This is a genomic window from Halomonas sp. ALS9, assembly GCF_001651035.1.
Lineage (GTDB): Bacteria > Pseudomonadota > Gammaproteobacteria > Pseudomonadales > Halomonadaceae > Vreelandella.
In genome coordinates, this window is sequence record NZ_LXRG01000210.1 from 77,714 (window position 1) to 98,979 (window position 21,266).

At 57.5% G+C, this 21,266-nt stretch carries 9 protein-coding genes; 8 read left to right on the forward strand and 1 reads right to left on the reverse strand.

The annotated features are described in order from the left end of the window. Positions 1–74: 74 nt before the first annotated feature. The gene (locus tag A6R74_RS19640) at positions 75–1,652 is read right to left on the reverse strand and encodes an ATP-binding protein (protein ID WP_064236154.1); all 1,578 of its coding nucleotides are present in this window, start codon (positions 1,650–1,652) and stop codon (positions 75–77) included. A 304-nt stretch (positions 1,653–1,956) separates the two neighbouring features. On the opposite strand from A6R74_RS19640, the gene A6R74_RS19645 reads away from it, so the two are divergent. The 8 genes from A6R74_RS19645 to A6R74_RS19680 all read left to right on the forward strand — a co-directional run bounded on the left by A6R74_RS19645 (position 1,957) and on the right by A6R74_RS19680 (position 21,244). Then, positions 1,957–2,469: an RNA polymerase factor sigma-70 gene (locus tag A6R74_RS19645; protein WP_064236155.1), complete on the forward strand. Its 513-nt coding sequence runs from the start codon at positions 1,957–1,959 to the stop codon at positions 2,467–2,469. Between the two features lie 123 nt (positions 2,470–2,592). Beyond that, positions 2,593–2,802: a FecR/PupR family sigma factor regulator gene (locus A6R74_RS19650; protein WP_064236156.1), complete on the forward strand. Its 210-nt coding sequence runs from the start codon at positions 2,593–2,595 to the stop codon at positions 2,800–2,802. Positions 2,803–2,964: 162 nt separating this feature from the next. Continuing rightward, positions 2,965–3,210 (forward strand): MbtH family protein, encoded by a 246-nt coding sequence (locus A6R74_RS19655; RefSeq protein ID WP_064236157.1) that lies wholly within the window; start codon positions 2,965–2,967, stop codon positions 3,208–3,210. After that, on the forward strand, positions 3,200–3,940 hold the full coding sequence (locus tag A6R74_RS19660; RefSeq protein ID WP_064236158.1) for a thioesterase II family protein: 741 nt from the start codon (positions 3,200–3,202) through the stop codon (positions 3,938–3,940). The genes A6R74_RS19655 and A6R74_RS19660 overlap by 11 nt, the downstream gene beginning before the upstream one ends. Then, positions 3,918–4,655 carry a 4'-phosphopantetheinyl transferase family protein gene (locus A6R74_RS19665; protein ID WP_082906756.1) on the forward strand — a complete coding sequence of 246 codons (738 nt, stop codon included), beginning with the start codon at positions 3,918–3,920 and terminating at the stop codon, positions 4,653–4,655. Before A6R74_RS19660 ends, A6R74_RS19665 begins: the two co-directional genes overlap by 23 nt. Positions 4,656–4,686: 31 nt before the next feature. Beyond that, on the forward strand, positions 4,687–5,688 hold the full coding sequence (locus A6R74_RS19670; RefSeq protein ID WP_064236160.1) for a TauD/TfdA family dioxygenase: 1,002 nt from the start codon (positions 4,687–4,689) through the stop codon (positions 5,686–5,688). A 45-nt stretch (positions 5,689–5,733) separates the two neighbouring features. Then, positions 5,734–18,030 carry a non-ribosomal peptide synthetase gene (locus A6R74_RS19675; protein WP_082906757.1) on the forward strand — a complete coding sequence of 4,099 codons (12,297 nt, stop codon included), beginning with the start codon at positions 5,734–5,736 and terminating at the stop codon, positions 18,028–18,030. Between the two features lie 25 nt (positions 18,031–18,055). Next, positions 18,056–21,244, forward strand: coding sequence for a non-ribosomal peptide synthetase (locus tag A6R74_RS19680; protein WP_064236161.1), 3,189 nt, complete (start codon positions 18,056–18,058; stop codon positions 21,242–21,244). Positions 21,245–21,266 lie beyond the last annotated feature (22 nt).

Consider the following 21,266-nt stretch of genomic DNA (forward strand, 5'->3'; position numbering starts at 1 on the left):
GTTTAGTGCATGGCGGTTATTTACCTGTGCAATGTAACGAACCATTCATGACAAGCCGATGACAGCGGCGCTAGTTAAGCCAAGGTCTCCACCTCAAACGCCACAACCTGGCGCTGGGCGCTGGAAAACTCCACGCCGATGAGATGAATGGGTTTGCCGGAGGCGCGGTGTTTATCGGCATAACCCTTGTGTTTGATCTGCTCCAGCGCTTTACCTTCCGGCAACTGTTCCACCACCTTGAACTCGAACAGGTAGATATGCCCGCCAAAGTCCACGCTCATATCCACCTTGCCATGGTGGCTGGCATCTTCCACCGTCACATCCAGCCCTAGTGCTGCAAAGTGACTGTAAAAGACGCTCGCATAATGCCCTTCGTAGCGGGCTATCGGATTGTTTTTGAGATCGTTACGGTACCAATCGTGGGGGAGACCAGCGTAGAGCGCTTTGAGGTGAACTTCTAACCCGGCAAGGTCGTGCTGACTTAAATGACGGAACAGCGTACGGCGCTCTCGTGGTGCGTTCTCGACGCCCAGTGACGGCAGCAGTGCATGGTTGAGACTGGTTTCGACTTCGCGGTTAGGAAAGCCCAGGGTGTACTGGCGGTAGCCCAGTAAGGGCTCTTCTACCTGCTGAATGGTCAGGTAACCGGTTTGAAACAGCAGGCCTTCGGTACTGATCTGGTCAACATCAAACTGGCTGAGCAGTTCGTACTCGGTTTCCCAGTGATCCAATGAAGGGGTAAATACCCCGCGCTGCTTAAGAATGTCGACCAAAAACGTCGGCGTCGCGGACTCAAACCAGTAAGGCCCAAACTCGCGCTTCTGAAACAGCAACAGTACGTCGAAGGGGTTGTAGACGGAGGTTACCGCACGTCCACCCCAGCGGTAACCGTTGTACCACTGGCGGATCTCATCGCGATCAAGATCGGGTAGTTCCGGGGCGAAAACTGTATCGATGTCCTCGTCGGTATAGCCGCAAATCGTGCTGAAAGGGGCATCCAGGGTGATATCGTTGAGGTTGTTCAATCCCGAAAACAGGCTGACCTTGCTGAACTTGGAAACGCCGGTCAGCAATACAAAGTGCAGGTGCGGGTCGGCGTCTTTAAGCACGCTGTAAAGGTTCTTCAACCCCTCGCGCAGTTCCCGGGCGCGCTCGGGGGCCAGGATATTGTCCAGAATCGGTTTGTCGTATTCGTCAATCAGCACTACCAACCGCTGACCGCTCTGCTGGTGGGCGGCGCGGATAAGGGCGGAGAACTCGCCAGGGATATCGGTTTTATGGTGCTGGGTAATGCCGAGCTGCTCGCGTTGAACCCTTAGCTGTTCACGAATACGTTCGTCCAGTCCTTCACGGCTCTGCATTACGCCATCGGCGAAGCTAATACGAATGACGGGGTAGCGCTGTTGCCAGTCCCACTTATCGTGGATATAAAGCCCTTCAAACAACGTTTGGCGACCTTCAAACAGGCAGCGCAAGGTGTCCAGCAACAGGCTTTTGCCAAAGCGGCGTGGCCGCGAGAGGAAGTAGTATTTGTTCTGGTTAACCAGACGTTCAATGTGCGGAGTTTTATCGACGTAATAATAGTCGCCCTCGCGGATATCCGAGAACGTCTGAATCCCGATGGGTAACTTACGGCGGTGGGCATCCGTCACGGTGGGCCTCCAGAGCAAAAACAGCGATATGGCCAATAGTCTAGCATGTCGATAGTTTGTGCTGGCCAGTGACGAGATGGTCAGTGTGGGGGTTAGTGGCTTTAAGGCGTAAATTAGCGAAAAACGTGGATGGCAACTAGGTGACAAGTATTCGCGAGGATAGTGCCTCATGCTGCCGTTCTAGCAACAAGCATATCGTTATAAAAAGTGAGTTAGCTCTCACCAGTTGACTTACCGGGCTCTAACGCAAATAATAATTATTGCCATTTATTTCGTGGTGTTAATCAAGGCAGGAGGCCGTGCTGTGGATACCCAGACCTGGAGCGCTGAGTTAGAAGACATCTTCGTTAATCAGCGGCCTAGGCTCTGCTGTGTCGCTGCAAGAGTATTGGGCAGTGCTGATCAAGCCGACGATGTGGTGCAGGATGCTTATCTGAAAATTTCAGAAGCAACCACGCTTTTTGAGGTCAAGCAGCCCATATCCTACGTGTCACGGGTGGTGCGCAACCTCGCCATTGACCGCTGCCGTCGTTCCGCGTTTGAGTCAGCGCTGTTTGCTAAAGAAGAGGAGGGGGATAACGCCTCTTACGCCTCACATTCACCTGAGGTGATTTCGATTGACCGCCAGGCCTTGGCCCAGGTGGTTGAAGCGTTGGACGAGCTTCCAGAGCGTACGCGCCGCGCCTTTGAGCTCTACCGTTCGGGAAGCCATACCCAGCGGGAAGTGGCGCTACAGCTAGGTGTTTCTACCACGTCAGTTAACTTTATGATTCGCGATGCGCTGACTCATTGCCGTCGGTCGTTGCAAGGGCGGTAACGTTATTTAGCGGTGCCCCCTTTGTTTCGCTTTGTTACACTGTTATTGAGTAGCTATAAAGTTGAAACTCTTGGTAGCTAGGTATTAGCAGTTAGATAGCAGTAGCGAGGCTGGACAGTAACGATGGAAAACAATAGCGGCGGCGACGATGCCGTTTGGCAAACAGCACTGGACTGGCTGATGCGCGAGCATGAGCAGACGTTGAGTGACGCTGATCGCGAAGCGCTGCATGAGTGGTTAGCGGCTTCTTCCCAGCATCGCCAAGTGTTTCGTGAAGCAGAACAGCTCTGGCTGCTAACAGGTTTTATCCCAAGTGGTGATGAGCGTAGCTGACACGCCACTGTTTTTTGTTCCCCTTTTTTTAATCCCCCCTCCCTTTATTTTTCTATTTTCTTCCCTCCAACACTAAATTTTCTAGCGTCTCACTCGTCATTGAGTAATGAGAAGCAATTGCGTTTTATTTCTCATTCCTTAGGCAACGGTGAGGTTAGACCCATGACAAGCTGTTTTGATCGTGAAGATGGTGTTTTCCGCGTACTGGTTAACCACGAAGAGCAGTACTCCTTATGGCCAGAGTGGAAGGCGATTCCTGCCGGTTGGACGGATACCGGCGTGCTTGGCGATAAGCCAACCTGCTTAGCCTATGTCGAAAAAACCTGGACTGATATGCGGCCACTCTCGCTGCGCCAGTGGATGGATGAGCAGGCAAGCGCCGAGGCGGAGCAGGTGAATGCAGGTTAAGCGTTTAAGGCTGCTCTGCCTGCCCTGCGCCGGGGCCAGCGCCACCATGTATCTGCGCTGGAAACGCCAGTTGCCCGCCTGGGTCGAGGTATATCCCGTCGAATTGCCTGGGCGTGGCGAACGCCTGGGTGAGCCGCTGATCGACGACTTCGAGACCCAGGTGGTACGGCTATGCGAAGAGCAGGCAACGCGGATGCGCGGCGACTTTGCCTTGTTCGGTCACAGTATGGGGGCACTGCTGGCCTATGGCATGGCGGCACGTTTGCGCGATGTGGGGCGCCCTCAGCCACGGATGCTATTCGCCTCAGGCAGTGCGGCCCCTTCAATGCGCGACCCAGAGCGTTTGGCGGGGCTGGATAATGACGAGGCCTTAATCGCGGATCTGCGCCAACAGGGCGGCACCCCAGAGGAGGTGTTCGAAAGCCCAGAGCTGCTGCGCCTCACCCTGGATGTGTTGGCGGCGGACTATCGCCTTTGTCGCAGTTTCCGCTATCGCGGCGGTGTGCCATTCGACTACCCGGTCAAGGTTTTCGCAGGCCTTGGTGATGATATCGAGAAGGTGCGTCTGGAAGCATGGCAGCGCGAAGCGGGCGGGGCGTTCTCGCTGAGCTGGTTCGAGGGAGGGCACTTCTTTATCCGTCAGCAGCAAGCGGAAGTGCTGGCGGCCATCGAACAGACGCTGACCCTGCGGTTAGAAGAGGTGCACCATGCAGCGCCTGCGGTTAGCTGAAGGGGTGCCCGAAGGGCTTGAGGTTTGGTGCCTGGCGCTCGACCTTAACGCCCCGGTGGCCGACGACGATGCTCGACTGCTGAGCCGAGTCGAGTGGCAGCGCGCCCAACGGCTCCGCCATCACGCCGATGTCGTGCGCGCCGTGGCGACACGGGCTGCCCTGCGGCGGCTGCTATCCGCACATACCGGAGTGGCACCAGAAAAGCTGGTGTTCACCCGGAACGCCTACGGCAAACCAGCGCTGGAAGGCGCTGATGGGCCTGCCTTCAACGTCTCCCACTCTGGCAATGTCGCCTTGATCGCGCTCGCTCCCGGCGGCGCGGTGGGGGTCGATATTGAGCGTCGCCGACCCGAGGTCGAATTGGCGCCGCTACACGGGCTGGTGCTATCGCCTAGCGAGCAGCGCGACCACATTGGCGGCGCCACGCTGCCCTTTATGGAGCGCTGGGTGGTTAAAGAAGCGGTACTCAAAACCTTGGGGTTAGGAATCGCTGACCACCTGCAAGCGCTTTCGGTTAGCCCATCTTCAGTGCCACCCACTAGCTACTGCCTTGAGCACTCGCTTCCCGTTTTATCACCTTTGCAAGCATGGCCGCTGCCCGCGCCGAGTGGCTATGCCGCTGCCCTGGGGTATGTCGATTCAGGCTATATCGATCAGGGCTATATCGATCAGGGCTATCTCGATACGGGCCACGCCCATGCCGCCCAGTGCTAACGCTACTTAACGACTTTTTAGGAGATTAATAATGGACAGCCAAAGCACAGCACCAACGCAACCAGCCAACACCATATCCAAACGTCAGGGGCCAACTGATTCAGAGCTGCCCATTATGATTTCCCCCGCCTACCCAGGGCAGCCGCTGCTGGAAGCGTTCGGCGATTTGCGTGCGGATATCGAGTCATTAGTGACCAGGGTGGGCGGCGTGCTACTGAGAGGTTTCGATGTTCCCTCCGTTGACGATTTTCAGCGGTTTGCCGCTGCGTTTGGTCATCCGCTGCTGAGTTATGAGTTCGCTTCCACGCCACGTTCAGCGGTGTCATCGGGCATTTATACCTCCACCGAATACCCCGCTCACCAACATATTCCCCTCCACAATGAGCAGGCTTATACCCGCGAGTGGCCGATGAAAATCTGGTTTCACTGTGTCACCGCTTCCCCTGAAGGGGGAGAGACGCCGATTGCCGATAGCCGCGCCATTTACCGCCGTATGCCAGCAGAGATCCGCGAGCGCTTTGCCCCCGGCATTCTCTACGTTCGCAACTACGGCGATTTCGATATGCCTTGGCAAAAGGTGTTTAACACCGAAGACCGCGCCGAAGTGGAGGCATTCTGCCAACGCGCGGGGATTCGCTGTGAGTGGAAACCCGACGGCGATCTGCGCACCACCCAGCTATGCCAAAGCATAGAGACTCATCCGGTCACCGGTGAGCAGGTGTGGTTTAACCAGGGCCATCTTTTCCATGTCTCCAACCTGCAGCCAGAAGTGCGTGAATCGCTCGAAGAGCTGCTCGACCCCGAAGATATGCCGCGCAACGTCTTCTTTGCCGATGGCAGCCCCATTGACGATGCCATTTTCGATGAGATCCGCGGCGTACTGGCCGAAGAAACGGTGATGTTCCCCTGGCAAGCGGGCGATGTACTGATGCTCGACAACATGCTGGTCGCCCACGCGCGCACGCCGTTTAAAGGGCCGCGCAAAGTCGTCGTCGCCATGGCAGAAGGCCACGGCAACCTCTCCAACGACTGAACATAACGCCTTATCCCACGGCCAGGAGCTCCAGCAGGTACGCATATGAATATTAGGCACGCTCAGACAGCTTTCAGTAACCCATCTTGCAACGACGCAAACCACAACGACGTTTTTAGAAGCTATGTCGAGCATTTAAGTCGACTGGCCCGGGAAAGGCCCAGCGACAGGGCGCTGATTGTGGTGAACGCTCAAGGTGAAATCACCCTCGATTATGCCACCTTGGAGCGGCGTTCCCGCGCCCTGGCCAGCGATCTCCAGCAGCGATTCCCGGCGGGTGAGCGTGCCTTGATTCTGCTGGATAACGATGAGCACTACGTGGTGGCGTTCTTCGCCTGCCTATATGCCGGGGTGATTGCGGTACCGGTCTTTCCACCGGAGTCGGCCAAACAGCAGCATCTGGCACGTCTGCTAGCCATTGCCGCCGACTCCCAGGCCGCCTGTGTGCTTACCTCTACGACGATTATCGATGTGGTTGCCTCGGCAAGCGAAGGGTTCGGCAGCGCCGAACTGATCCCCGTGGATAGCGTAGATGAGGCCCGCGCTGAACACTGGGTCGAGCATCGCCCCAAGCGCGGTGATATTGCCTTTTTGCAGTACACCTCTGGCTCCACGGCCACGCCCAAGGGCGTTATGGTTAGCCATGGCAACCTGATGGCCAACGAGCGTGCTATCGAAACGGGCTTCTCGATTGGAGCTGACGATGTCTTCGTTAGTTGGCTGCCGCTTTACCACGATATGGGCCTGATCGGTGGCCTGCTGCAGCCCATCTATCGCGGTATCCCTGCGGTATTGATGAGCCCCACCTTCTTTTTGCAGCGGCCGGTACGCTGGCTGGAAGCGATTTCCCGCCACAGGGGCACGATTAGCGGTGGCCCCGATTTCTCCTATCGGCTGTGCCTTGAGCGTATCCGCGATGATCAGATTGAGACCCTCGATTTATCCAGCTGGCGGGTCGCGTTCTCTGGTGCCGAGCCGGTACGCCACGCAACCCTCACAGGCTTTATTGAGCGCTTTCACCCGGCGGGCTTCGCCGCTGACACCGCAGCCCCCTGCTATGGCTTGGCCGAAGCCACGCTATTGGTCAGCTGTAATTCACGCGGTACAGGCGTGGTGGGTACGGCTTTTTCGCAACAGTCGCTGGCCGAGGGTAAGGCCGCTTCAGCGGTTGAAGGCAATACGCTGGTGGGCTGCGGCACCCCGGAACCAGGTCACGCAATCGACATTGTTGATCCAGAGGGGCTTCACTCCCTGCCCGAAGGCGACGTCGGTGAAATCTGGGTCAATGGGCCTAGCGTGGCACATGGGTACTGGCAAAACCCTGAAGCCACGGCCAAAACCTTTGTTACCCGTGATGGGGTCAGCTGGCAGCGTACCGAGGCTAGTGATAGCGACGCTCGCGATACTGATGCACAAGGCAATGATGCCCGCTGGCTGCGCACCGGCGATCTAGGCTTTTTGCACCAAGGGCAGTTGTATATCGCCGGGCGTATTAAAGACCTGATCATTCTGCGCGGCAATAACGTCTACCCCCAGGACATCGAGAGCGCTATCGAGGCGGAAGTGGAAGCGGTGCGTAAGGGGCGCGTGGCTGCCTTTGCCGTGACTACCCCGGAAGGCGCCGAGGGGATCGGCGTGGCGGCAGAAGTTTCCCGCGGTATGCAGAAGCTGGTGCCCGCCGAGAAGTTGATCGAGGCACTCAGTGAGGCAGTAGGATCCGCCTGCCATGAGCCGCTTTCTGTCGCGATACTACTCAACCCCGGTGGCCTCCCCAAAACTTCCAGCGGCAAGCTACAGCGCAGCGCCTGCCGTCAAGGCTGGGAGGCGGGCAGCCTGGACGCCTACGCCATTCATGCCTTTGGGCATTTTGTCAGTGGTGGAGACGATGAGGACGCTGCTGGTGGAGAGTCATCGCAATCTACCGCAGAAGCTGGGAGCGAAACCGAGCGGACGCTAGCGACGCTTTGGCGCCAAGTACTGGGCGATGACAAGGAAATGCCACTGGGGAGCAATGCCCACTTCTTTGCTAGTGGTGGTAATTCTCTGGCGGCGGTGCGCCTAGCCGCCGCCATCAGTGATCATTGGGGCGTCGAGCTATCGCTGCACGCGCTGTTTGAACAACCGCGCTTGTCTGCCATGGCCAAAGCTATCGAAGCATGCCTGGCGGCATCATCGGATCAACGGGCTCTGGTCATCCCACGCCTTGAAGATGCTCAACGTCAAGGCGATATAACGCTGTCAGAAGGGCAGCGTAGCCTATGGCTGACGTGGCAACTCGACCCCCAGAGTGCTGGTTACAATATGGCAGGGGCACTGCACCTCAAGGGGGTGTTGAACCTATCAGCGCTCAATGCAGCGCTGGAGGCGTTGGTTCAGCGACATGACATTTTGCGTACTTACTACCCCTTGAGTGAGGCGGGAGAACCTGTTCAGCGGCTAGCGCAGGACTGGAGTCATGAGCTGATCTGTAACGATATACCCGGTGATACCACGGATGAACAGGATCAGGCACTGCATGACGCACTCACTAAACTAGCGCGGCAACCTTTTGATCTTGAACAGGCACCTCCCTTAACCATCGCCCTCTACCGCTTATCCAATGAGCACCATGTGTTAGCTGTCGTGCAGCACCACATTGCTGGCGATGGATGGTCAGTACAAGTACTCATCGATGATCTATGCGCACTTTATGAGGGCGCCTGCACGCAGCGAGAAGTCAAACTTGCACCACTGCCAATACAATTCGCAGATTATGCGGTTTGGCAGCAGTGTCAGCAGTGTAGTAGTGAGCAACATAGTAGTGAGCGAAACAGCAGTGAGCGACATAGCCAACTTGCTCACTGGTGTGAACGCCTCACCGGGGATCATCCCCCGCTAGCATTGCCTTTGGATCGTCCACGCCAAGCTCTGTCCGCACCGAGCGAAGGCCAACTGCGCTTTACGCTTCCTCATGAGTTGAGCGAGCAGCTACGTAGCCTATCCCGTGAACGAAGCGTTTCGCTCTACGCCGTGATCTTGGCACTATTAAAGCTGACACTACATCGCTTTAGCGGTGAGACAGATATCAAGGTAGGGGCTCCCATTGCCAATCGCCATAAAGCCGAGCTCCAGGGCTTGATTGGTTACCTTATCAATGTCGTTGTGCTGCGCACTCAGGTTGATCCCACTGCGAATTTCGAACGTCTGCTGGCGGAGGTGAATGCCACCCTGATTGATGCCCAACTGCATCAGGATGTCGCTTTCGATCAGTTAGTCGAAGCGCTCCAGCTCGAACGTCAACCGGGTGTACATCCACTGTTCCAGGTGAAGTGCACTCAGCAGGAAATGTGGCAGGCGGATCGCCACGTGGCTGGCCTGACCGTTCAAGCTGAGCAGGTATTCACGGGCATTGCCCACTTCGATCTGAGTCTCGATTTTTGCGATGAGCCTGAGGGAATAGCAGGTCTATTCGCCTACTCCGCAGAGCTGTTCGATGCCGCTACGATCGAGCGTTTTTGTCAGGCATTCCGGTGCCTGGCTGAGCAGGTCGTCGCTGATCCGCAGTCTCAAACGGAGATGCTGGCGCTACCCGAGCCTATCTCCGTGCTGGAAGGCAACCAAAGCGAATTTCTTGCTCAGGATATACCCACCCTGCTGTCGAAAGCGGTGCCAGCTAATGCTGAGGCGTTAGCCGTAGACGATGGGCAATACCGCTATAACTACGCCAGTCTGGATGCCCAGGCCCAGCGTCTGGCACAAGCACTAATTTCACAGGGCGTCGGCCCCGAGGTACGTGTTGCCATTCACGCCGAGCGTTCATGCGAGTACGTGCTGGGCATCCTCGCCGTACTCAAAGCGGGTGGAGCCTTCGTGCCGCTGGATCCACAACTGCCGAGCGAGCGCTTGGCCTATCAACTGGCTGATAGTGGTGCTCGCTTAATGCTGAGCAGTACGGCTTGCGATTGGAACGCTGATGTTCCGGTAATAGAGCTGGCGTTTGCCGACGATTCTCCGGCGTCAGTAGAGCACGAACTACCCGTCATCCACCCCCACCAAACGGCCTATGTGATCTATACCTCTGGCTCTACGGGCAAGCCCAAAGGGGTGGCAGTAAGCCACGGTGCCCTGGCTAATTACGTGCAGGGCGTTCTGGAGGTGCTGGCGCTACCAGAAGGTGCCCGCAATATGGCGATGGTGTCGACGGTAGCGGCGGATCTCGGCCATACCGTGCTGTTTGGTGCTTTGTGCACGGGGCGCACTTTGCACCTCATTTCCCCCGAGTGCGCCTTCGACCCGGATGCCTTTGCGGCTTATATGCGGGAACAGCAGGTGGATGTGCTCAAGATAGTGCCTAGCCACATACGTGCGCTGTTGAATGCTGCAATCCCGGCTGATGTACTTCCGAGCGAGCGCCTGATCCTGGGCGGCGAAGCGACCGACTGGGCGCTACTGGAGCGGATCGTCGAGCTCAAGCCCACCTGCCAGGTGCTCAATCACTATGGCCCCACGGAAACCACGGTAGGTATTCTCACCCAGCAAGCCGGCATGGCCGATCGAGGTGCCAGCACACTGCCGATCGGCACGCCGCTGGCCAATGCTCAGGCCTATGTGCTCGACCCCTGGCTTAATCCGGTGCCGCAAGGCGTTGCCGGCGAGCTCTACTTGGGTGGCCCTGGGTTGGCTCAAGGTTATCTACAGCGGCTGGGGCAAACAGCGGAACGTTTCGTGGCCAGCCCCTTCCATGCGGGGGAGCGACTCTATCGCAGCGGTGACCGTGTGCGCCAACTGGCCGACGGTAGCCTGGAGTTCCTTGGCCGTGTGGATGATCAGGTCAAGATTCGCGGTTATCGGGTAGAGCCGAGCGAAATCGCTGCCCTGTTGCGCGATCAATCGTGCATCGCAGAGGCCGAGGTGATAGCACGGGAAAACGAGGAAGGCCGCGCGCAACTGTTCGCCTACGTGGTGATAGCCGCCGGGAGTGATGTCGATGACGCCACGTTACTCGCGCAGCTTGGCGAACGCGTGCCTGACTATATGGTGCCCAGCGCTATAGTACGGCTGGAGGCTCTGCCGCTAACCGCCAATGGCAAGCTGGATCGCAAGGCGCTGCCTGAGCCGGTGCAAACCGGCGGTGGTAAAGCCTTTGAAGCTCCCCAAGGAGAAGCAGAGGAGGCGTTGGCAGCGGTTTGGGCTGACGTGATCGGCTGCGAGCAGGTGGGGCGTAACGACAACTTTTTCGAGCTGGGGGGCGACTCCATCCTTAGTCTGCAAATCGTCGCTCGCTCGCGCAAGCGTGGCTACAAGGTAACGCCCAAGCAGTTGATGGAAGGGCAGACCGTTGCAGCCGTGGCGGCGATGGCCACGCCCCTGGCGGCGGCCGCACCTAAACAAGCGGCTGCGCCTGATAAGGTGGCTCCCTTTGCACTGTTGCCGGTGCAGCGCTGGTTCTTCGAGCAGAACTTCGCCGAGCCACACCACTGGAATCAGTCGTTGATGCTGGAAGCGGCCAGTGGTGTAGATGCCGCGCTGTTACGGCGTGCCATTGAGGCAGTGGTAGATCTCCATGGCGCTTTGCGGCTGCGCTTTGAGCGCGTTGGCGACAGCTGGCAACAAGCCTATGGCAAGCTAGCCGAAGACCTCTTCGAGCACGTGGATTTAAGCGATCATGCGGATCCGGCGCAGGCCATCACTCAGGCCGCCGATGCTGCACAGCGCAGCCTAAGCCTGGCGCGGCCGTTCCGTGCCATCTGGATGGAACTGGGAGGCGAGCATGGCGGACGACTGCTGCTAGTGGCTCACCACTTGGTGGTAGACGGCGTGTCGTGGCGCGTGATTCTCGACGACCTGCAAACGGCCTACACGCAGTTAAGTGCAGGCAAGACAATCGACCTACCACCGGCAACCACCTCGCTAGATGAATGGACGCACGCCCTGGCCGACTACGCCACATCGGAGGCGTTGGCTGAGCAACGCCCCTATTGGGAAAGTCTCGTCAAAGAGCCAGAGCCCAACCTACCGGCACAGAATCTCCAGGGTAGCAACACCGTTGCCGATACCGCCTCGCTCGTTGGCAGCTTGTCTACCGAGGCGACCTCGCAACTGCTGGGGCCGGTGCATAAAGCCTACCGCACCCAGGTGGATGACCTGCTCCTCACTGCGCTGTCGAGTGCCCTATGCCAATGGACGGAGCGAGACAGTGTACTGATCGAACTGGAAGGCCATGGCCGCGAAGACCTGTTCGACGGTGTCGACCTCAGTCGCAGCGTAGGTTGGTTCACTTCCCTCTACCCGGTTCGCCTGACGCCGGGTAATGCGGAGCCTGCTACGAGCCTAAAAGCAATCAAAGAGCAACTTCGCCAAGTGCCTGACAAGGGGCTCGGCTACGGCGTGCTGCGCTATTTGAAAGAGGAGCCCGCGCTGGTGGGTGGTGCCTACCCCCAGGTCACTTTCAATTATCTAGGTCAGTTTGACCGCTTCCTGCAGGGCGATTCGGCCTGGTGGCTCGCCAAAGAGAACGCAGGGCAGCCCCGCGCACCGCAAAGCGAGCGCCGTACCTGGCTTGAGGTAGTGGCCTGGGTTCAGGAGGGCCAACTGCGCTTTGACTTGCATTACAGTCGCGAGATTCACAGCGAGGCAGCGATGCATGCCTTGCAAGCAAGCTTCCAAGCGCAACTAGAGGCATTGATTGAGCACTGTGATAGCGGCGTTCGTGGCGCCACGCCATCGGACTTCCCGCTGGCGGGGCTGAGTCAAGCGCAGTTGGACGGCTTGCGATTGGATGCCACCGATCAACCGGCGGATATCTATCCGCTGTCCCCACTCCAGCAGGGCATGCTGTTCCACAGCCTCTACGATGACAAGGGGATGGCCTACCTCAACCAGTTGCAGGTAGAGATTAGCCACCTGGATGTCGAACGCTTCCGGCGCGCCTGGCAAAACGTACTCGTGCGCCATGAGATATTGCGTAGCGGTTTCCTGGAGCCCGCCGGAACGCCGCTGCAGTGGGTAGCACGCACCGTCGAGCTGCCTTGGTTCGAAGCGGATTGGCGTGAACGCGCGGATCTGTCAGCGGCGCTTGAGAAGCTGGCCGAGGAGCAACGGACGCCATTCGATCTAACGGCGCCGCCGCTGATGCGCTTGGCGCTGGTGAAAATCGCAGATATCCGACACTGCTTTATCTGGACGCGCCACCATCTGCTGCTGGATGGCTGGAGTACTTCGCAACTGATGGGTGAGGTACTGCGCTGTTACGCCGGGGAGGCGCTGCCACCTACAGAAGGGCGCTATCGCGACTACATCGCATGGCTACAGAGCCGTGACGCTCAGGCCAGTGAAGCTTACTGGCGTGACCAATTACAGCATCTCGATGCGCCTACGCATCTCGTCAGCGCCATGCCTAAATCCCATGAAGCGCAAGCTGGGCATCAAGAGATCACCCTGTCACTGGATAGCACGACCACTCAGCGACTGGAGAATTTCGCCAAGGCTGCTCACGTAACGCTTAATACATTAATGCAAGGTGCCTGGTCGCTGCTGGTGGCCCGTTACACGGGGCAAGATAGCATCTGCTTTGGTGCGACCGTCGCCGGGCGACCTGCGGAGCTACCGGCGGCAGAGCAGTTGATCGGCCCCTTCATCAATACCTTACCGGTCATTGTCTCACTGGATCCCTCGCTGCGTGTCGATAAGTGGTTGCGCCAGTTGCAGGAACAAAACCTGGCGAGTCGCGAACATGAGCATACGCCGCTCTACGACATCCAACGCTGGGCGGGGCAGGGTGGCCAGTCGCTGTTCGATAGTTTGCTGGTATTCGAGAACTATCCCGTTGACGCAGCATTGCATCAGAACCTGCCGGGTGAATTGGTGTTCGGCGAGGTGGCCAACCGCGAACAGACCAATTACCCCGTCACGCTGGTGATTTTCCAGAAGGAAACGTTGGAGCTTTGCTGCAGCTATTCACGATCAAAACTAGGCGATTCCACTGCTGCGCTATTGATCCAACATCTGGTCAGAGCGCTTGAGCAGTTGAGTGAGTCGGCTACTCGACCAGTCGGGGAAATCGAGTGGCTAAGTGATGAAGAGCGGCAGCAAATCGAGGCTTGGAGCGTCGATGGTGAGCGCTATACCAAGACCGACCCTATCCACCGTCTGATCGAACATCGTGTCGAGATAACACCTGAGGCCACGGCCGTAGTCTTCGAAGATCAGTCACTCAGCTACGCTGAACTCAATACTCGCGCCAACCAGTTGGCCCACTATCTGATCGGGCTAGGTGTAAAACCTGAGGCTCGAGTGGGCATCGCCATGGAGCGTTCCATCGAGATGGTTGTGGGGCTGCTGGCTATCCTCAAGGCGGGTGGCGCCTATGTGCCGTTGGATCCGGATTATCCGAGCGAGCGGCTGGCCTATATGGTCGAGGACAGCGGTATCGAGTTGCTGCTTACCCAGCAGCATCTACGCGATACGTTGCCGGTGGCTGATGGGTTGAGCGTCATTGAGCTGGATCGATTGGATGTCGCTCACCATGCGCCGACCAATCCGAACGTGGCCCTGCACAGCGAAAATCTTGCTTATGTGATCTACACCTCGGGCTCCACCGGGTGGCCTAAGGGCGCGGCCAACCGCCATCACGCGCTGTCCAATCGCCTACAGTGGATGCAAGAAGCTTACGGCCTGACGGCTGACGAGGCGGCGCTGCAGAAGACGCCATTCAGCTTCGATGTCTCGGTATGGGAGTTCTTTTGGCCGTTGATGCAGGGCGCCCGGCTAGTGATGGCGCCACCAAGTGCCCATCGCGAACCGGCACAACTGGTCGAGCTGATCCGTACCTACAAGATCACCACGTTGCACTTCGTACCTTCAATGCTTCAGGCCTTCCTGGCGCATGGCGAGGTAGAAGCCTGTACCAGCCTGACGCGCCTGGTATGTAGCGGCGAAGCGCTACCGGCAGAACTGCAGAATCAGGTATTTGCCCGCTTGCCTCATGCGGCGCTCTACAACCTCTACGGCCCCACCGAAGCGGCCATCGACGTTACCCACTGGACTTGCCAAGACGATGGGCGCAACCAGGTAGCCATCGGCCAAGCGATCGCTGGTATCCGTACCTTTGTGTTGGATAGCGATCTTAACTTAGCGCCGCCAGGTGTCGCGGGTGAACTACATCTAGGAGGCATTGGGTTGGCGCGGGGCTACCTACAACGCCCAGATCTTACCGCAGAACGTTTTATTGCTGATCCATTTGTGCCTGGCGAACGCCTCTACCGCACCGGCGATCTGGTGCGCTGGAGGGAGGATGGTCAGCTCGAGTACCTGGGCCGCCTCGATCATCAGGTGAAGATTCGTGGCCTGCGTATTGAGCTGGGCGAGATCGAAGCCGAACTGCTCGCTCAGCCAGAGGTGCGCGAGTCAGTCGTGGTCGCTCAAGAAGGCCCTGGTGGTTCTAGGTTAGTCGCTTATTTGGTGTCCCAAGCTGGCAGTGAACTCGATACCGTCGTGCTAAGTGAAGCACTCGCTCAAAAGCTACCGGACTATATGGTGCCGGGAGTGCTGGTCTCGCTTGATGCACTGCCGCTGAATGCCAATGGCAAAGTAGACCGCAAAGCGTTGCCCGAGCCGAATTTATCCAGTAGCTCACAGTACGAGGCTCCCCAGGGTAAGTCGGAAGAAACGCTAGCGGCGATTTGGAGCGAGGTGCTGGGTGTTGAGCAAGTGGGTCGTCACGATAACTTCTTCGAGTTAGGAGGGCATTCGCTATCGGCATTGCAGGTGCTTGCACGCATACGAGCGACAGGTTTTCAGAGCTTGGCCCTTCGCGACCTATTTAAGTCCCCCGTTTTGCGCGAATTAGCGCTCCTTATCTCTACAGGAGGGAATGATCTGGTGGGCGATACGCAACTGCTTCCCATACCTCGGAGTGAGCAAATGCCATTGTCTCCAGCCCAGAAGCGGTTATGGCTGGTCGATCGATTGGCAGGCTCTTCCAGCGAGCGAACAAGCTACAACATGTCCGCTGCTCTAAACCTCACGGGGCAGCTTGATACAGAAGCGATTAAATCGACGCTTGATGTGATTGTAGATCGTCATGAAGTACTGCGTACCCGTTACCCAGAGAACGAAGTGGGTGAACCGATCGCAATCATCGCACCCAGTAACCCTGTCGAGGTTGAATGGGTCGACTTGGTGGATCTCAAGGGCGACCAGCAGCGTGATCAAGTCCAGCAACTTATGGAAGAGCATGCACGGCGTGCCTTCGATCTCTCCTCAGGGCCGCTTCTCCGTGCCGCTGTAATTAGGTTATCGCCACGGTCGCATTTGCTGCTGCTCTGTGTTCACCACATTGTATTCGACGGCTGGTCAGAAGCTGTCTTCATCAACGAGTTCGTCACAACCTATCGCGCGCTTATTGATGATGAGGAGAGTGAGCTTCCCGATCTCCCCATTCAGTACGTGGACTATGCCGCTTGGCATGAGAAAGCACTTTCGGGAGCGGCCTTTGAGCAAAGCGCAACCTTCTGGCGTCGCTATCTAAACAGTGCCCCACCGCTCTCAACTCTACCGGCGGATTTCGCCAGGCCTAGTCAAGTATCGCATGCCGGTAGTGCTCTGAGCATGAAACTGAGTCCAGACCTATCACAAGCGTTGAACAAGCTTGCCGCGCAGCGTGGCACCACGCTATTTACGCTTCTATTGGCGAGTTTTCAGCTGTTGATGCACCGCCAGACCCGACAACAAGATCTAGTGGTGGGAACCGATGTCGCCGGCCGTAGCCATCCCGATGTCGAGCCGCTAATTGGCTTTTTCGTCAATGTCATCCCACTACGATCTCGCTTTGCTGATGGCCAGATTGATTTCGGCCACTGGCTCGAGCACGTACAGACCAGCGTGCTGGATGCGTTCGATCATCAAGATGTTCCCTTCGACAGAATTGTCGAGCTTTCGGGCATTAGCCGTGAGCGAGATCGTTCCCCCCTGATACAAACCCTATTCGTACTACAAAACACGCCAACCGAGCGGTTCTCGCTTCCGGGTCTTGAGGTGGAGGTAATGCCTCAACCCCGGCAGGAGTCGAAGTTCGATATGGCGGTATTCGTTGATGAAAGTGATACCGGACTATCAGTCGAGTGGGTTTATGCCACTGCCTTGTATCGACGCGAAACCATCGAGCACTTGACCGGTGCCTGGCAGTCGCTACTAGCGCAGATCGTGGAAGCTCCCAGCACGCCGATCGAGGAGTTTCGCTTACCCCTAATGGAGAAACACGCCATGCAAAACAAGCTTTCAAAAGGTTCCAAACTCAACAAGCTTGGCAGCCTGAAATCCCAGCCAGGTGCGCGCCCCTCGACCAACAGTGACTCACCGATACGAACGGCATTGCTCGACGAGAAAAGAGTCTTTCCTCTCGTGATCGAAGCGACGGACGCTGACCTTGATGCGGTTGCATGGGCAGCCTCCCAGCGTGACTTTATCGAGCAACACTTACGCACGCATGCAGGCATTCTGTTCCGTAACTTTGGGCTGACCACGCCGCAAGAGTTTGAAGCCTTTGCTGAGGCTATCCAGCCGGGCCTTTACGGCAACTATGGTGACCTGCCCAAGAAAGAAGGGGGGCGCAATACCTACCGCTCAACCCCCTATCCCGAGCGCCAGATGATTCTCTATCACAACGAAAGCTCGCATTTGGAGCGCTGGCCGCGCAAGCAACTGTTCTTCTGTGAGTTCCCCTCTCCCGTGGGAGGTGCCACACCGATCGTTGACTGCCGCGAGATGTTGCGCCAACTACCCACCGATGTGGTGGAGGAGTTCGAACGCAAAGGGCTGCTTTATGTGCGCACCTTCACCCGCAACCTGGACGTGAGCTGGCGAGACTTTTTCAAAACCGATAGCAAGGAAGAGGTTGAGACGCGGCTCAAAGAAGCGGGAATTGAGTGGCAGTGGTTGGGTGATGATGAGCTGCAGACACGTACACGCTGCCCAGCGGTAGTCACCCATCCTGTAACCGGTGAACGGGTGTTCTTCAATCAGGTGCAGCTCCACCACGTCAGCTGCCTTGAGCCTGATGTGAAAGAAGACCTGCTTGGCATGGTGGGTCAGGAGCGCCTACCGCGAAATGTCTACTTCGGCGACGGCTCCGTGATTAGCGACGAGATGATGAAGGTTGTCGGAGAAGCCTACGAAGCCTGTGCGGTGCGTTTCGACTGGCGCCGGGGCGATGTGGTGATGGTCGACAACATGTTAGCGGCCCATGCCCGGGATCCCTTCGAAGGGCCACGCAAGATTGTAGTGGCGATGGGAGACATCTATGAGCGCTCGGCGCTGGAAGAGGCCCAAGGGGTAAATGCCGATGCCGAGCTGGTCGGTCAATGAAGTCACGGGATTTGGGAGTCTATAAATGAATGCAATAACGGAACAGCAGAACCTCGCCCATTGGCCGCTTAGCCCTGAACAGCGTGCAGTGTTGGTGGCGGCGGAAGCTAATGCAAGTGATACCCAGCAGGCAGCACTGGCGCAGGCGAATGTCATGGTGGTCGATATTCAAGGGGCACTTGATAGCTTGCGGCTGGAGCAAGCACTGAGCGACCTTAGACAGCAGCATGAAGCCCTGTCTACGGCTCTGAAAAGCGTGGCGGGGTATCGCGGGCTGCGTCACCAAGCGCTTGAAAACCTACCTGCCATCGAATGGCGGAATGAAGACTTACGCGGCAGCGATGACGAGGAGGCGCTGCTCAATGATGTTCGTGACTATAGCGAAGCACTAAAGCACCGGCCCATGGCTATCGAGAGGGGCGAACTGGTGCGTCCAGCGCTCCTGCGAACTGGCGAAACAACCTGGGTATTAGTACTGGCTGTTTCGGCGTTGGTGGCGGATCGCGGCAGTCTGCAGTCGTTGTTCTCAGCGTTGGTGGAGGCTTACGGTCAGAGCGGGGGAGCCGATGATGAGTCGGCGCTACAGTATTCCCAGTTTATCGAGTGGCGCGCTTCTCTCGAAAACGACGATGACGCCGAAGAGGGCCGTGAGTATTGGCAACGGCACCAGCAGCATGCCGAGCAGGCAGGCGCATGCCGCTTACCTGCCAGACAAGCGAACCGCCATGATATGCGGGCAGAACATGAATATGTGGCCTGTCAGCTTGAAGCGGATCTAGTGGCGCGTATCGATAGCCTGGCAGACGAGCTTCAAGTATCCGCAGAGGCAGTGCTGCAGGCGGCTTGGTGGGCGTTACTCACCAGAATTAGCGGCAATGAGAGTGTGATAGGCGGTTGGCAACACGACTGCCGCCAGGATTACGAGGTGATGCAAGGGGCGATCGGGCTCTTCGACAAGGTGCTGCCGGTGCTGGTTGAAGGCGTCGCGGATAGCGACTTCTCTAGCTGGATTGCCCGTTTAGCAGAGCAACTAGAGGCGCATACTCAAGCCCAAGAGTACTGGTCAATTGATGCGCTGCCCGATAAGCGCCACCTCGCAGTGGGGTTCGCATTTTCAGAGGAAGTGAGTGAGCTAAAGTCGGCGGGTTTGCAGTGGCGCTTGCGAGAAGTGCCAGGGCCATCGGCAGAATTTGAACTTGCGTTGCACGTTGGCCGCAGTGAGAGCGGCGCAGTGGCAACGCTCTACACTGACCCATCACGCTATAGCCGAGCGGCGGCCGAGTGCCTGCTGGATCAGTTCCAGACACTGCTTCAGGCGGGCCTAGCTGACCCTGCGCAAAAGCTATTTTCGGTGCCGCTTATCTCCCCTGAGCAACAGCAGGGATTACTGACGATTGAAGACAATGTGCTCGACTTGGGCGAGCGTAGCGTAGCTACCCATATCGCCGCTTGGGCTGCTTCGACGTCGGATGCTATCGCCATTGAGGAGCAGGGCCGCACGCTGAGCTACACCCAATTAGAAGCCCGCACTAATGGTATCGCGGGGTGGTTGGATAGTCAGGGCGTCAAACATGGAGATTACGTAGCGCTCAACCTGCCTCGTTCCACCGATTTGGTCGTGCTGCTACTGGCAGTATGGCGTGTAGGTGCCGCCTACCTGCCGCTCGATCCAGAGTGGCCCGTAGAGCGTAAGCGGCGTGTGCTTGAGGATGCCCAGCCTGCGCTAGTAGTGAGCACTGAATATGGCGAGGCGGAACTCGCAGCACTGGCCTTTCCCGGTATCCGCAGTTTGGGGCTGCCAAGAGAAGTGGAAGGGGCGGGTAGTAGCGCATTGCCGTTTCCAGAGCCTGACCTCAGCGATGTGGCTTACCTTCTCTATACTTCTGGCTCCACCGGTACGCCCAAAGGCGTGGTAATTGAGCATGGTCAACTGCTCAATTACGTAGCCGGTGCCACAAAGGCTATGGGGCTATCGGCATGCCAGCGCTGGGCATTGACCGGGTCGCTGGCCACTGACTTGGGCAATACGGCGCTGTTCGGCGCCTTGTTCAATGGTGCCCGCCTGGTGATCGCCGCACCTGACGATATGCAGGATGGCGACCACTTTGCGCGCTTTATGTCAGCGACCAATATCGATGCGCTCAAGATAGTGCCGTCTCATCTGGAGGCCCTGCTGGAGTGCGAGGCCCCCCAGTTGCCGAAAACGCTGATTCTAGGCGGCGAGGCAGCTTCACCTACCTTGCTTTCGAGCATCGCGCGGATCTCCCCCGAGTGCCAACTATACAACCACTATGGCCCGACAGAAGCCACGGTGGGCGTGATGGTGCACCCGGTATCACTTTCGCAGGATATAGCAGGCCCGCTGCCGCTAACTCAGTTGCTGCCGAACTGCCGCTATCGAGTGCTTGACGATAACTTGCACGCGACCCCCACCGGTGCCGTGGGTGAGCTGTACCTGGGCGGCGCCCAACTGGCGAGTGGTTATCTCAATAGCGATGCTTCGGCGTTTGTCGAAGATCCCTTTATTGCCGGTGAGCGTCTCTATCGCACCGGTGATTTGGCGTGCGTGCTGCCCGAGGGAGGCGTACGCCTTATTGGGCGAGCTGACGATCAGATCAAACTGCGCGGCTTTCGCATTGAACCAGCAGAAATCGAAAGCGTGTTGCAAGCACAACCAGGGGTTAAGCAAAGCCTGGTTCGCCTGATGGGTAGGGGAGCTGATACCCAGGAACTCGTAGCGTTTTTGATTGGAGAACCCGAGGCGATGTCTGCTGAGGGCCAGACCCAGCTTCGCGAGCAGCTGACTGTGCTACTGCCTGAACCCATGTGTCCTTCTCGTTTTATCCCTGTTGAGCATTTCCCCCGCCTAGGTAACGGCAAGGTAGACACCTCCGCGCTGGAAGCCGTGGCCCAAAAAACCGCGAAAAGAAAAACCTTGGTGAAGCCCCGGGACGCCGTGGAAGCCAACCTGTGTCAAGCCATGACTGAGCTGCTTGGCCGCGATGAAATAGGCATTGATGACGATTTCTTCGAGCTGGGTGGGCACTCCTTGCTGGTAATCAAACTGGTGGCCCGCATCCGTAAGCAGTTCGGCATCGAGATAGCTCCTGGCGTGGTATTTGATCATCCCACTGCTGCTGAGCTGGGTGCCGCTCTACGCGAGAGTGAATACGGAATACAGGAAGAGACACATCCTTCCTTGTCAATCGAATAGCAGCCTCTAGTTAAGGATTCAG